Source organism: Streptomyces flavotricini, assembly GCF_020639365.1.
In the GTDB taxonomy this organism is placed as follows: Bacteria; Actinomycetota; Actinomycetes; order Streptomycetales; family Streptomycetaceae; genus Streptomyces; species Streptomyces flavotricini.
The window spans coordinates 7,778,243-7,790,642 of record NZ_JAINUL010000001.1 but is presented as its reverse complement, the minus strand read 5'-3'; the positions used below and the strand labels follow the sequence as shown (position 1 = coordinate 7,790,642).

11 protein-coding genes are annotated in these 12,400 nt (G+C 72.2%); 7 read left to right on the top strand and 4 right to left on the bottom strand.

All coding sequences use genetic code 11. The annotated features are described in order from the left end of the window. Positions 1-86: 86 nt before the first annotated feature. The 4 genes from K7B10_RS35625 (at position 87) to K7B10_RS35610 (ending at position 4,292) form a co-directional block, all read left to right on the top strand. Positions 87-959 (top strand): glycosyltransferase family 2 protein, encoded by an 873-nt coding sequence (locus K7B10_RS35625; RefSeq protein ID WP_229343084.1) that lies wholly within the window; start codon positions 87-89, stop codon positions 957-959. A 113-nt stretch (positions 960-1,072) separates the two neighbouring features. Further along, positions 1,073-2,410: an MFS transporter gene (locus K7B10_RS35620; RefSeq protein WP_229343082.1), complete on the top strand. Its 1,338-nt coding sequence runs from the start codon at positions 1,073-1,075 to the stop codon at positions 2,408-2,410. Continuing rightward, positions 2,407-3,420, top strand: coding sequence for a TolB-like translocation protein (locus K7B10_RS35615; RefSeq protein WP_229343080.1), 1,014 nt, complete (start codon positions 2,407-2,409; stop codon positions 3,418-3,420). Before K7B10_RS35620 ends, K7B10_RS35615 begins: the two co-directional genes overlap by 4 nt. An 83-nt stretch (positions 3,421-3,503) precedes the next feature. After that, positions 3,504-4,292 carry an SDR family NAD(P)-dependent oxidoreductase gene (locus K7B10_RS35610; protein ID WP_229343078.1) on the top strand — a complete coding sequence of 263 codons (789 nt, stop codon included), beginning with the start codon at positions 3,504-3,506 and terminating at the stop codon, positions 4,290-4,292. A 413-nt stretch (positions 4,293-4,705) separates the two neighbouring features. Here the strand turns inward: K7B10_RS35610 and K7B10_RS35605 are convergent, their stop codons facing one another. Continuing rightward, positions 4,706-5,104: an SHOCT domain-containing protein gene (locus tag K7B10_RS35605; protein WP_030871301.1), complete on the bottom strand. Its 399-nt coding sequence runs from the start codon at positions 5,102-5,104 to the stop codon at positions 4,706-4,708. Between the two features lie 159 nt (positions 5,105-5,263). Between K7B10_RS35605 and K7B10_RS35600 the strand changes: the two genes are divergently transcribed. Continuing rightward, entirely contained in the window at positions 5,264-6,583 is a 1,320-nt protein-coding gene (locus tag K7B10_RS35600; RefSeq protein ID WP_229343075.1) for a hypothetical protein, read from the top strand. An 8-nt stretch (positions 6,584-6,591) separates the two neighbouring features. On the opposite strand, the gene K7B10_RS35595 is transcribed toward K7B10_RS35600, so the two are convergent. From K7B10_RS35595 to K7B10_RS35585, 3 genes are all read right to left on the bottom strand, one after another. After that, positions 6,592-8,208, bottom strand: a complete 1,617-nt coding sequence (locus K7B10_RS35595) for an MFS transporter (protein WP_229343073.1) — start codon at positions 8,206-8,208, stop codon at positions 6,592-6,594. A gap of 129 nt (positions 8,209-8,337) precedes the next feature. Then, positions 8,338-9,759 carry a DUF2252 domain-containing protein gene (locus tag K7B10_RS35590; protein WP_229343072.1) on the bottom strand — a complete coding sequence of 474 codons (1,422 nt, stop codon included), beginning with the start codon at positions 9,757-9,759 and terminating at the stop codon, positions 8,338-8,340. Between the two features lie 104 nt (positions 9,760-9,863). Further along, positions 9,864-10,913: a YhjD/YihY/BrkB family envelope integrity protein gene (locus K7B10_RS35585; protein ID WP_229343070.1), complete on the bottom strand. Its 1,050-nt coding sequence runs from the start codon at positions 10,911-10,913 to the stop codon at positions 9,864-9,866. Positions 10,914-11,034: 121 nt separating this feature from the next. Here K7B10_RS35585 and K7B10_RS35580 point away from each other — a divergent pair, with 121 nt between their 5' ends. Next, positions 11,035-11,727 carry a GAP family protein gene (locus K7B10_RS35580; protein ID WP_229345676.1) on the top strand — a complete coding sequence of 231 codons (693 nt, stop codon included), beginning with the start codon at positions 11,035-11,037 and terminating at the stop codon, positions 11,725-11,727. Positions 11,728-11,909: 182 nt separating this feature from the next. Beyond that, positions 11,910-12,383, top strand: a complete 474-nt coding sequence (locus K7B10_RS35575) for a DUF6325 family protein (protein ID WP_229343068.1) — start codon at positions 11,910-11,912, stop codon at positions 12,381-12,383. Positions 12,384-12,400 lie beyond the last annotated feature (17 nt).

Genomic DNA, 12,400 nt, shown 5'->3' with positions numbered 1-12,400 from the left:
GCGTTCAATCTAGACCACCCGGCGTACCCCCGGGGAGAGTTGGAGGAAACGGTCGGCGCGGGTGTTCGAGCGTGCATACTTCCGGGGTGACCAGCATCGTGATCCCGGCCCACAACGAGGGCCGGGTCATCGGCCGGCTCCTCGACGCGCTCCTGTCCGACGCCCCGGCGGCCGGTCCCGACATCGTCGTGGTGTGCAACGGCTGTACGGACGACACCGCCGCGGTGGCGGGCGCGCGGGGGCCGCGCGTACGGGTGGTGGAGATACCGACTCCTTCCAAACACACGGCGCTCCGGGTCGGGGACGAGCACGCGCAGGGCTTCCCGCGCCTGTACGTGGACGCCGACGTGGAGGTCGGGGCGGCCGACGTGCGGGCGCTGACCGGCGCCCTCGCGGCCCGTCCGGATCTGCTCGCCGCGGCCCCGGGCCGGGACATCCCCCTGTCGGGGTGCGCCTGGCCGGTCCGCGCGTACTACCGGGTCTGGCAGCGGCTGCCGGCCGTCCGCGAGGGGCTGTTCGGGCGGGGGGTCATCGCGGTGACCGAGCCGGGGCACGCACGGATCGCCGCCCTGCCGCCGCTGATGGCCGACGACCTGGCGGCCTCCCTCGCCTTCGCGCCGCAGGAGCGGCGCGTGGTCGAGGCGGCCCGGGTCGTGGTGCATCCACCGCGCACCTGGGGGGACTTGATCAGGCGGCGCGTCAGGGCGGCGACCTCCTCCGCCGAACTGGAGCGCTTCCAGGCTTCGCAGGCGCCCGGGAGCCCGGTGGGGGCGCACGCGCCGTCCGCGCGCACCGGCACGGATGATCTGCGCGCCCTGCTGCGGGCCCAGCCGAGCCTGCTTCCGGGCGTGGTGGTGTTCGTGGTGGCCGCCCTCGCCGCCCGGCGGGGGGCCCGCAAGGCCATCCGGTCCGGGGACTTCTCGACGTGGCTGCGCGACGAGAGCAGCCGACGGGGCTGAGCAGCGGCGTCGGGCCGAATCAGGCCGTACGCCGCCCAGTTGGCCCGTACAAGCACTAGGGTTTCACTCATACGTACGAGTGACCTGACCGTCGGCACCGGGAGCTCCAGAGCATGTACCTCGCGGACCGCTCCGCGCCCGCCGGCGCGAAGACCGCACCGGACGGCGGGCCCGTCCGGACCCGCACGGTCGCCTCGACCGTCCTCGCACTGGGTGCGGTCAGCCTGATCACGGACGTCTCCTCGGAGATGGTCACCGCGGTCCTGCCGCTGTACCTGGTCGCCGGGCTGGGACTGAGCCCGCTCGGCTTCGGTGCCCTCGACGGGGTCTACAACGGGGTCAGCGCACTGGTGCAGCTGACCGGCGGCCACCTCGCCGACCGCGTCCGCAACCACAAGCTGATCGCGGGCATCGGCTACGGGCTGTCCGCCCTGTGCAAACCGCTCCTGCTGCTCGCGCACAGCCTGGGGCCGGTGGGCGTGGTCCTCGCGCTGGAGCGGACCGGCAAGGGCCTGCGCACCGCACCGCGCGACGCGCTCATCTCCCTCTCCACACCTGCCGAGTTACAGGGCCGCGCGTTCGGCGTGCACCGCGCCATGGACACCACCGGCGCACTGCTCGGCCCCCTCGCCGCCTTCTTCATCCTGAACATGGCGGTGGGCGGGTACGACGCCGTCTTCGGGGTCAGCGCCTGTGTCGCCGTGCTCGGTGTGGTGGTGCTGATGCTGTTCGTCCCGTCGGGGGCGGGCCCGGGCCCGGCTGCCGCCGGGGCGGCGAAGCCGGCCGGAGCGGAGCCCGCCGGGGTGAACCTCCGCGAGGCGGCGGCCCTGCTGCGCCTGCCCCGGCTGCGCGCCCTCGCGCTCTGCGCGGCCCTGCTCGGCCTCACCACCGTCAGCGACGCCTTCCTGTACCTGCTGCTCCAGGACCGCACCGGCCTACCGGAGCATTGGTTCCCGCTGCTCCCGCTCGGCACGGCCGCCGTGTTCCTGCTGCTGGCCGTGCCGGCCGGCGCGCTGGCCGACCGGATCGGCCGCCGTACCGTCTTCCTCGCCGGGCACGCCCTCCTGCTGGCCGGGTACGGGCTGCTGCTGTGGGCCCCGCACTGGTCGGCCCTCCCGTACCTGGTCCTCGTACTGCACGGCCTGTTCTACGCGGCGACCGACGGGGTGCTGCCCGCCGCCGTCGGCGCGACCGTCCCGGCGAAGCTGCGGGCCACCGGTCTCGCCGTCGTGGGCACCAGCCAGGCGCTGGCCCGCTTCGGCTGCTCGCTCGCCTTCGGGGCCGCCTGGACGGTGTGGGGCGCGGATCCGGCGCTGGCCGCCGCGGCCGGCCTGTGCTGCTGCGCGGCCGTCGCCGGCTTCGTACTCCGTCCGGGGCCGCCGGCACCCGCCCCGGACTCCGCCACCGACGCCGGCACCGGGACCGGCCGACTCCCCCGAGGAACCCGATGACCCGCTCACGCCGGCTGCTCGTACTCGCGGTGGCCGTGCTGCTTCTCGGGGGCCTCGCCGCCGCGCTGGTACTGCGCTCCGCCGCCCGCGCCGAGCAGACGCACGAGGGGGACCCGACGGTCGCCCGGGGCCGGGTCCTGCTGGGCCAGCCGAACCGGCTGGCCTTCCTCAACGGCGCGAAGGGCCCGCACCGCGGAGCCCTCGTCTCGGTCCCCGGGCAGACACCCCAGGCCGAGCGGACCGCTTCGGGCCTCACCTGCCAGCGCTTCCACGCGTCCGCCGGCACCGGCGTGTGCCTGAACTCCTCGCCGGGCGCGCTGGCCCAGGACAACAAGGCCGTGATCGTCGACTCCGATCTGCGCACGCTGCACAGCTTCCCGCTCGCCGGCACCCCGTCGCGCGCCCGGGTCGCGCCGAGCGGCCATTTCACCGCGTGGACGGTGTTCGTCGCCGGCGAGTCCTACGGCGCCGCGTTCTTCTCCACCCGTACGACGATCGTGGACACCCGTACGTGGGCGGTCGAGCCGGACCTGGAGAAGTTCTCCATCGTCCTGGACGGCCGGCCCTACTCCTCGGGGGACGTCAACTTCTGGGGCGTCACCTTCTCCAAGGACGACGACACCTTCTACGCGACGCTCGGCACCGCCGGCCAGACCTACCTGGTGAAGGGCTCGATCTCGCGGCGCAGCGTCACCACCCTGGCCCAGAACGTCGAATGCCCGTCGCTGTCCCCGGACGAGACCCGGATCGTCTACAAGAAGCGCGTCATGCGCGGGGCGTCGCTGTGGCGCGAGCACGTGATGGACCTGCGGACGCTGCGGGATCAGCCGCTCGCGGAGAAGCGCAGCGTGGACGACCAGGCGCTCTGGCTCGACGACCGCACGGTCGCGTACGCGCTGCCGGCCGAGGGCGCGCCGGACACCACCGACCTCTGGACGGTCCCGGCGGACGGCTCGGGCGCCCCCCGCCTGCTCACCCCGGCGGCCTCCTCCCCGACCCGCCTGGGCTGATGCGGGGCCACCTGCCTGACGGAGCGGCCGTGTCGGCCCTGTCGGGACCTCCTCGGGCCGATGTGCGTACAGACTCGGTCCTCGTGGATCTGCATCTCACGGACAAGGTGGCGCTGGTCACCGGAGCGAGCAAGGGCATCGGCCTGGCGGTCACCCGGGCGCTGGCCGGCGAAGGCGCCCTGGTGGTCGCCGCGGCCCGTACGGTGGACGGCCCCTTGGCGGAGCTGGCCGCCGGCGGGCGGGTCCGGTCCGTGGCCGTCGACCTGGCCACCGCGGACGGACCGGAGCACGCGGTACGGGAGGCGGTCGCGGCGTTCGGCGGGCTGGACGTCCTCGTCAACAACGTCGGGGCGGTCCGGCCGCGGCTGGGCGGGTTCCTGTCGCTGACCGACGAGGACTGGACCTGGGCCCTGAACATCAACTTCCTGACGGCCGTCCGCACCACCCGGGCCGCCCTCCCGCACCTCATCGAGCGGGGCGCGGCGTCGATCGTCACCGTCGGCTCCGTCAACGCCTTCCTGCCCGACCCCGGCGTGATCGACTACAGCGCGGCGAAGGCGGCGCTCACCAATTTCTGCAAGGCGCTCTCCAAGGAGGTCGGCCCGCACGGAGTGCGCGTGAACACCATCAGCCCCGGCCCGGTCGAGACGGCCCTGTGGCTCGGGGACCAGGGGGTGGCCGCCACCGTGGCGGGCGGTACCGGGAGCAGCGCGGACGACGTCGTCGCGGGCGCCGCCGCGCAGTCGGTCACCGGGCGGTTCACCCGCCCCGAAGAAGTCGCCGACCTCGTCCTGCTGCTGGCGTCCGACCGGGCCGGCAACACCACGGGCTCCGACCACACCATCGACGGCGGACTCGTCACCACGCTCTGATCCCCGCCGGGGAGTCCGGCCGCGTCGTTCATGAGCGAGTCGCCGTACGACGCCGGCCACATCGAGGGGCGTCCCGCTCGCCCCGCCGTGCAGGCACGAGCAGACCCCGGACACGGGCACCACGATCGCCTTCTGGCCCGACCCCGAGATCTTCGGGACCGCGGAGTGCTCGTCCGCCGCCCTCTCGGACCGCTTCCGGGGACCGGCCGCCCTCGACGGACCCCTGATCCTGACCCTCACCGACGAGCGGCCCCCGCGCGTCGGCCGATCCCGTAGAAGCCGGGAAGACGTCAGCGGCGGCCGGACCGGGTCACGGTCCGGCCGCCGGCCGGGCAGGAGTCCCGGTCTGCCCCCTGCAGACCGGACGCCGAGGCCGCCCCCGGCCACACGCGCCGCCCCGCGCACGGGCCGGCTCAGGTGAGCAGCTTCGCTTTCGCCTGCTGGAACTCGGCCTCCGACAGCGCGCCCTTGTCCTTCAGCGCGACGAGCTTGGTGAGCTCGTCGGCGTGCGATCCGCCGGCCGAGGACGATCCGGCCGTCTGGCGGATGTAGTCCTGGAAGGCGGCCTCACTTTCCTTGGCCTGCTTGACGTCCCGCTGGGTCATGCCCTTGCCGCGGGCGATGACGTAGACGAGCACTCCCAGGAAGGGCAGGATGATCACGAAGATCAGCCAGCCCGCCTTGCCCCAGCCGCTCATCTCATGGTCACGGAAGATGTCCGTGATGATCTTGAACAGCAGGAACAACCACATGATCCACAGAAAGAACCAGAGCATGGACCAGAACACGGAGAGCGCGGGGTAGTCGTCCATGATTTCCTCCTTGCGGCGAGCCGAATGCCCGCGATCAGCAGTATTGGTCCGAGCACCGCCCTCCGCACGTCGAGCGGTTTCGCTCACCCGTTCGGCCCGCCTGCGCTTGCCCGGTCCCGCGGGCCGGGGTTGCCTGGCTACGACCTGTAGGAGGGCCGTATGCCGGACGACGACAACCAGGGCGAACTCGCCGCACTGCGGGCTCGGGTCGCCACACTGGAGGCGGAGGCTTCGCAACGCCTGCCGCGCTGGCACCGGCTGCGCGCGTTCCTGTCGGCGCTGCTGATCATCATCGGCTGCGTCCTGGCGCCACTGGGCATCGTCGCGGCGTGGACGTCCAGCATCGTGGGCGACACCGACCGCTACGTGACCACCGTGGCCCCGCTGGCCTCCAACCCCGACGTACAGGCGGCCGCCGCGAACCGGGTCACCGGCGCGGTGATGGAGCACATCGATCTGCCCAACCTCCTTGAGGACGTGGCGCCGGACCAGCGGCCGCTGCTGCAGAAGGCGCTGGGGAAGCTGGGCAACGGGCTGGAGGGCGCGGTCCGCAGCTTCGTGCACGAGAAGGCGCTGGACGTCGTCCAGTCGAACGCCTTCGAGACCATCTGGACCAACGCGAACCGCACGGTCCACACCTCGCTCGTCCGCGCCCTGACCGGCAGCGACGAGGGGGCCGTTCAGATCAAGAACGATTCGGTGACCATCGACCTCGCTCCCGTGATCGACCAGGTGAAGAACAAGCTGGTGGACTCCGGGATGAGCGTGGCCGCCAAGATCCCCGAGGTCCACACCGACTTCACCGTGCTCAAATCGGACGACATCGGCCGGGTCAAGACCGGTTTCCGACTGCTGGAGATCATGGGTTTCTGGCTGCCGGTCATCGCCGTCGTGCTCGCGGCCGTCGGCGTCCTGCTCTCCGTCCACCGGAGGCGGACCCTGGTCACGGCGGCCCTCGGCTTCGCCGTCGCGGCACTCATCCTCGGCATCGCACTGACGGTCTTCCGTACGGTCTACCTCAACGCGCTCCCCGACACCGTGTCCCAGCCGGCCGCCGGCGCCGTCTACGACGCGATGATCAAGCTCCTGCGCACCACGGTCCGGATGGTCGCGGTCCTCGGCGTGCTGCTCGCGCTCGCCGCCTGGCTCTCGGGCCCGGGTCGCCGCGCCACCGTGGTGCGCCAGATGTGGCAGTCGGGCATCGCGGCCACCCGGGCCTCCGCCGACCGGGCGGGGCTGCGTACGGGACCGGTCGGCGCCTTCGTGGGCCGCCACCGCACGTGGATCACCTGGATCCTGGTGGCGGCGGCCGTCCTCGCCCTCATCCTGTGGCCGTACCCGACCGGCTGGGTCATCCTGGGCCTCGCCCTCGCGCTCCTCTTCGCCCTGGCCGTCATGGACTTCCTCGCCGAGGAGGACGCGCCGGCCGCCGAGGACGCGGCGACGCCGCCCGGTGGAAGTCCGCCGCGTCCCGTGTAGGGACCGGCTCAGTTTCGCGCCGCCCCGGGCTGGGTCTCGGGGATGCGCTGGGTGAAGAAGAGCGCCGTGAGCGCGGCCAGGGCGAGGATGCAGAGGGCCGCCTTCAGGCCGTCGATCCGCGCGGTGGCGTTCGCGTCGAGTGCGGCCTCGGTCACCGCCGATTCCGCGCCTGCCTCGTCGAGGGCGGAGTTGAGCTGGGCATCCGACAGGAAGGGAGCCCCTCCCGCGAGTCGGACGTTCGCCTGGCTCTTGACCTCGTCCGGGATCGCCGGGTTCTGCTCGATGGTCGCGAGGAACGACGAGGTCAGAATGGTGATGAGGACCGACCCCGCGACGGCGGTGCCGATCGACGCGCCGAGGTTCGTGACGGTGTTCTGGACTCCGCCGACCTCGGCGCTCTGTTCGTCCGGGACGGCCGAGACGGTGACCGCCCCGAGCTGGGAGGCGAGGGCCCCCATCCCCAGTCCGATCAACAGCAGCGGGACGGTGACGACGGCCGCCCCGGAATCCACGTCCAGGACGGCCAGCAGGACGACGGCGCCGAGGAACATCGACAGGATCCCGAGCTTCACCACGCGCCGTGGTGAGGCGTTCGGGCGGAACCGCGGGATCCCGATCGCGGCGGCCAGCAGGGAGACGGAGAGCGGCAGGATCAGCACGCCCGTCTTGACGGCGGACAGGCCAAGCGCGACGGAGAGGTAGAGCGGGACGACGAAGAACACGCCCATCTGTACGAGGTACTGGAAGAAGAACATCGTCAGGCCGCCGGTGAGCTGCCGGTTGTGTACGAGCGCCGGATCCACGAGCGGTTCGGCACCGCGTGCGACGAGACGTGCCTCCCAGCGGAAGAAGAGCCAGACGAGAAAAACGCCGGCCAGCATCAGCCAGACGACGGGTGAGAGGCCGAACCAGGCCGGTGCGCCGGTCTTGGGCCGGAACCAGCCCCATTCGCTCGTACGCAGCACGCCGAAGACGAACAGCCCGATGCCCAGAGCGGACAGGACCGCGCCCAAGAGGTCGATGCGCGGCTTGTGGTCGGTGGGCGCGTCCGCGATCCGGCGGGCGAGCACCAGGATGACGAGCACCACCACGACCTCCCCGGCGAAGACCCAGCGCCAGGAGAAGAACGTGGTGGCCGCACCACCGATGAGCGGCCCGAGCCCGATGGCGATCGCCGCCGCGGCCGCCACCAGGCCGTAGGCGGCCGGCCGGCGCTCCACGGCGAAGTTCGAGGCGACCAGCGCCACGATCGCCGGCAGGATCAGCGCCGCGCCCACGCCTTCCAGGAACGACCAGCCGAGCAGCAGGACCGTCAGGTTCGGGGCGATCGACGTGGTGAAGGATCCACACCCGTAGACGACGCAACCGATCATGAATGCCCGTCTGCGCCCGATGAGCGCGCCGACCTTCCCGCCGGTGATCATGAGCATCGCCATGACGAGCGTGTAGGCCGTGATCGCGCCCTGCATGCCGGTCACCGTGGTGCCGATGTCCTCGGCCACCGTCGCGATCGAGACGTTCATGACCGAGCTGTCGAGGGCCATCAAGAACTGCCCGGCCGCCAGTGTCAGCAGGACGAGTCTCGCGTTCTTCGCGGTCCCGGCCGTGGGTGCGTCGGCTGTCATGACCGGAGCCTCCCACGGTCACGGAAAGCCGCGTGTCGCCTCGCCGGTCGGTTCAGCCGACTGGCACAGAGGCGGGGCGCGCGGGGCGCCCGTCGGCGGTCGCGCCGTCTGCGGTCACGCCGTCTGCGGTCACGCCGTCTGCGCCGCCAGCCGGCCCGCGGCCACCGCGTCCAGCAGGGCCTGGTGGTCGCGCTCGTTCAGGTCGGCGTAGGTCTCCGCGAACCGCACCAGTGCCCGGTCGAACACGTCGCCGCCACCCAGATAGGCGGCGATGCCGATCCGGTCGCCGGACCGGGCGTGTGCCCGGGCCAGGGTGGCGGCGCACACGTCGCCGAACGCCTGCATGCCCCGCGGCGCCATGAGTTCCGGTTCGATGCTCCCCTTCCAGTCCCGCAACTGCCGGACGTAGAAGTCCCGCTCACGGCCGTCGATGCCCTTCGCCCGGTGCCAGCCCAGGAAGATGTCGCTGGCCGCCTGCATCAGGCGCTGCCCCGCCACCACCCGCTCGCCCTGCATGGAGTACTCGCCGGCGCCGACGTACGGGGTGAGGACGGACTCTGCGGCCTCCTTGGCCTGGAGGATCAACGGGTCTTCGCCGTCCCTGCCCAGGAGCAGGATGATCCAGCACCGGGTGCCCACACTGCCGACGCCCACCACCTTGCGGGCCATGTCGACGACGGTGAACTGCCGCAGCAGGTGGCGCCGGTCCGAGGGAAGGGTCCGGCCGTACTGTTCGACCATGTCGCGGATCTGATCCTCCAGCGTGCCGCGCTGATTGTCCGGCATCAGCTCCGTGAGCGGCATGACCAAGGGCGGCATCGACCGGAACCGTCGCTCCCCGGCCACCACCTCCGTGAGTTTCGCGGCGGCCTGCATGCTGTCCCGCCCGCGCGCCTTGGCCAGTTCCTCGGCCAGGCGCTTGCGGCCGCGCGAGCGCAGTTCGGTCGCCCCCAGCGTCTGGAGCTGCTCCGCGTCGACCCTCGCGTACCAGACGTCGAGGTGGCGCATGACGGCGTACTCGCGCATCCTCTCGCGGTAGGACCTGCCCGCGGACTGGACGATCACGGCGCGCTCGCGCTCGCTGAAACCGTTCTCCCGGCCGGCGATGGCCAGGCTCACGGCCAGCCGCTTGACGTCCCACTCCCACGGTCCGGGCAGTGTCTCGTCGAAATCGTTGAGGTCGAACAGCAGGTTCCGCTCCGGGGTGCCCAGGAGGCCGTAGTTCAACATGTGCGCATCGCCGCACGCTTGGACCCGCAGGCCCGAGTCCTGCGTGTGGGCCAGGTCGGCGGCCATGACGGCGGCGGCGCCCCGGTAGAAGCGGAACGGTGACTCCGACATCCGCCCGTAGCGGATCGGCACCAGCTCCGGCACCCGGCCGGCCGACTGCCCTTCGAGGATGTCCACCGGATTCCGCCGCTGCGCGGACGGCTCGAATTCCCCCTGCCCGGACCGGGGCGCCCGGCGCCGGGCGGCGCGGCCGCGGGCGACCCGCTCCGCGACGGACAGCCGCTGCACGCCGTTCTCCGTCTTCGCTGCACGCTTTGCCATCGCTGTGGACCTCCAGGCCGCTCGGGCCCCTGCTGCCCAGCATGGCACCCCCGGCCCCGCGCTGCCGTACGGCTTGACGCCGCGCGGCGCCGGAGCGCCGGAGCTCAGTCCCGCTCCATCCGCTCCCGGCTCGGCGGCGGACTGCCCAGCCACCGGGCGGAGTACGGCTCCTGGGCCAGGACGGCGCCCACGGTGACACCACCCGCGATGGCCACGCACAGCACGATCAGCCACGACAGCAGGACGAAGATCGAGCCGGCCGAACCGTACTCGCTCAGCGCCCGGTTGAGGGCGCGCGGCATGTAGAAACCGGCGGTGACCGACAGGGCTGTCATCGCGCCGGCGGTGATCAGGGCACCCGGCAGCAGGGGCATCCAGCCGACGAGGCGGCCCAGCAGGAGGTGCTGGGTCCACCACCACACCAGCGTCTGGAAGACGAACGTGAGGGGGACACCCAGCCAGAGCCCGACGCCGAACCCGCTGCGCACCGGTTCCTGCACGACCAGCAGACCTATCCAGACGGCGATCCAGGCGAGCCAGCGCCAGACCGCGATCCGCGCCCCGGCGCGCGGAATCTCCCACGCGCGCTTGCACAGGCGCTGCATGGCGCGGCTCACGGCGGTCGCGGACAGCAGCACCATCAGGGAGCCGACCACGCCCACGGCGTTCTGGAGCTCCGCGTCGGAGCTGCGGAAAATGGCGGACAGCTGGTCGCTCGCCTCGCCGTTGAGCCCGAACACCGCACGGATCGATGCGGCCATCTGCTGTCGTACGCGCTCCGGGGCGACCGACGCGACGACGAAGACCAGGGGAACGGCGGTCAGGAAGCACTGCGCGGCGAGGCGGGTCGCGGAGTCGAAGATGTTCACCGCCACCATGCGCTCGGCGACGTGGGTGATCACCGGAAACCGGGTCTCGGCCCGGCGCTGGAGCCGCCGGGCCTTGGCCGCCGTCCGCTGCGAGCGCGATCGCCACCACGCGGACCGCAGGACGGCGCGCCCGCTCTTGCCGGAGGCCATCAGCACACCGGGGCGGGAGCGGGCGCAGGGGACGACGGACGGCTCGACGCCGGCGCCGGGGCCGGTGGGCAAGTCGTCGTCATCGCGGTCTCCTTCGTGTGCGTCCAGGTTGAAGGACGCGGCCGGGGGCGGCATCTCGAACGCCTCGTACCGGCCGCCCTTCGCCCGCCCCTCACCCGTCCGCCGAACGGAGGCGAAAAGGTGTCGGGGCCCGGACCCGTGCGTAGTGTCGTACCTCGCACACGATTGGGGCGCCATGGTCCTCGACCTCTTGCTCATCGCCCTGGCCATCACCGTCGACCCGCTGCCCATCATGGCCTTCGCGCTCGTGGTGTCCTCCGCCAGGGGCGTGTGGAAGGGCCTCGTCTTCATCCTGGCCTGGCTCGCCTGCCTCGTGGCGGTGATCGCGATCGTGCTCACCGTGACGGACGGCCAGCCACCGCCGCCGCGCTCCCCGCCCGGCATCGCGGGGCTGGCGGCCAAGCTGGTCATCGGACTGGGGCTGGTGTTCTACGGGCTCCATCGCCGCCGCCTCATGAATGCGGGCGCACCGCCGACCGGCTCCGCCACCCCGCTCGGCCCCGACGTACCGGGCGGACCCTCCGACAGCACGGACTCCCGCAAGGACCCGGGCTCGCTCTGGGCGGCCGCGGGACTGGCCGTGCTCGTCCAGCCGTGGGGCCTGGTCGCGGCGGGCGCGACGACCGTGCTCGAGGCGAACACTTCGCACACGTCCACCTATGTGGCCCTGTTCGGCTTCTGTTTCCTCGCGACCGCCAGCCTGCTGGCCGCCGAGCTGTACATCGTGTTCGCACCCGAGGTCGCGCACGACCGGTTGATGCGGCTGCGCGGCTGGCTGGAGGGTCACCAGCAGCAGGCGATCGTCGTCATCTGCCTGGTGCTCGGCCTGTGGCTGACCGGCAAGAGCATCTACCAGCTGACCGGCTGACCACCTGACCGCCGGCGGTCCGGCTCGCCCCGCAGGTGGACCTTCCGGATGTGCGCAGGTGCGTGCGCGGTGCTGGAATGGGCTTAGGCGACGTCCCTCCTGCCCACCGCGTGCCGGAGCCCGGCGCCCGCGGACCGCGGCCGGCACGACGTCTTCCCTCCCCCAGCGCGACAGGAGCAGCCATGAGCAGCGAGGTCGAGGAATCAGGCGGGCTCGGCGACATCGACGACATGGGTCCGGTGGACTACGTCGTGATCGAGTTCCCGGGCAACCGGATGACCGGCAAGGGACTCCCCATGCTCGTCGACCTCGTCGATCGCGGCATCATCCGCATCTTCGACCTCGTCTTCGTCCGCAAGGACCTGGACGGCTCGGTGACGGCGGTGGAGCTGAACGACTTCGGTGGCGAGGTCGACCTTTCGGTCTTCGAAGGAGCCTCGTCCGGCCTGCTGGACCAGAGCGACATCGACGACGCAGGCGCCGCGCTGGAACCCGGGAACTCGGCCGGGATCATCGTGTACGAGAACACGTGGGCGGCGCCGTTCGCCCGTGAGCTGCGGCGCGGAGGCGCACAGCTCGTGGCCGCCGGCCGGATTCCCGTGCAGGCGCTGCTCGCCTCGCTGGAGGCCATGGACGTACGGCCCGACGACGAGTGACGACGGCCGCAGCCCCG

What these genes read in the sequence shown, in the direction of transcription:
- K7B10_RS35595 (WP_229343073.1), bottom strand. Translation starts at nt 8,208, where the DNA reads ATGACAGCCGACGCACCCACGGCCGGGACCGCGAAGAACGCGAGACTC.
- K7B10_RS35575 (WP_229343068.1), top strand. Translation starts at nt 11,910, where the DNA reads ATGAGCAGCGAGGTCGAGGAATCAGGCGGGCTCGGCGACATCGACGAC.
- K7B10_RS35590 (WP_229343072.1), bottom strand. Translation starts at nt 9,759, where the DNA reads ATGGCAAAGCGTGCAGCGAAGACGGAGAACGGCGTGCAGCGGCTGTCC.
- K7B10_RS35585 (WP_229343070.1), bottom strand. Translation starts at nt 10,913, where the DNA reads ATGCCGCCCCCGGCCGCGTCCTTCAACCTGGACGCACACGAAGGAGAC.
- K7B10_RS35600 (WP_229343075.1), top strand. Translation starts at nt 5,264, where the DNA reads ATGCCGGACGACGACAACCAGGGCGAACTCGCCGCACTGCGGGCTCGG.
- K7B10_RS35605 (WP_030871301.1), bottom strand. Translation starts at nt 5,104, where the DNA reads ATGGACGACTACCCCGCGCTCTCCGTGTTCTGGTCCATGCTCTGGTTC.
- K7B10_RS35580 (WP_229345676.1), top strand. Translation starts at nt 11,035, where the DNA reads ATGGTCCTCGACCTCTTGCTCATCGCCCTGGCCATCACCGTCGACCCG.
- K7B10_RS35620 (WP_229343082.1), top strand. Translation starts at nt 1,073, where the DNA reads ATGTACCTCGCGGACCGCTCCGCGCCCGCCGGCGCGAAGACCGCACCG.
- K7B10_RS35615 (WP_229343080.1), top strand. Translation starts at nt 2,407, where the DNA reads ATGACCCGCTCACGCCGGCTGCTCGTACTCGCGGTGGCCGTGCTGCTT.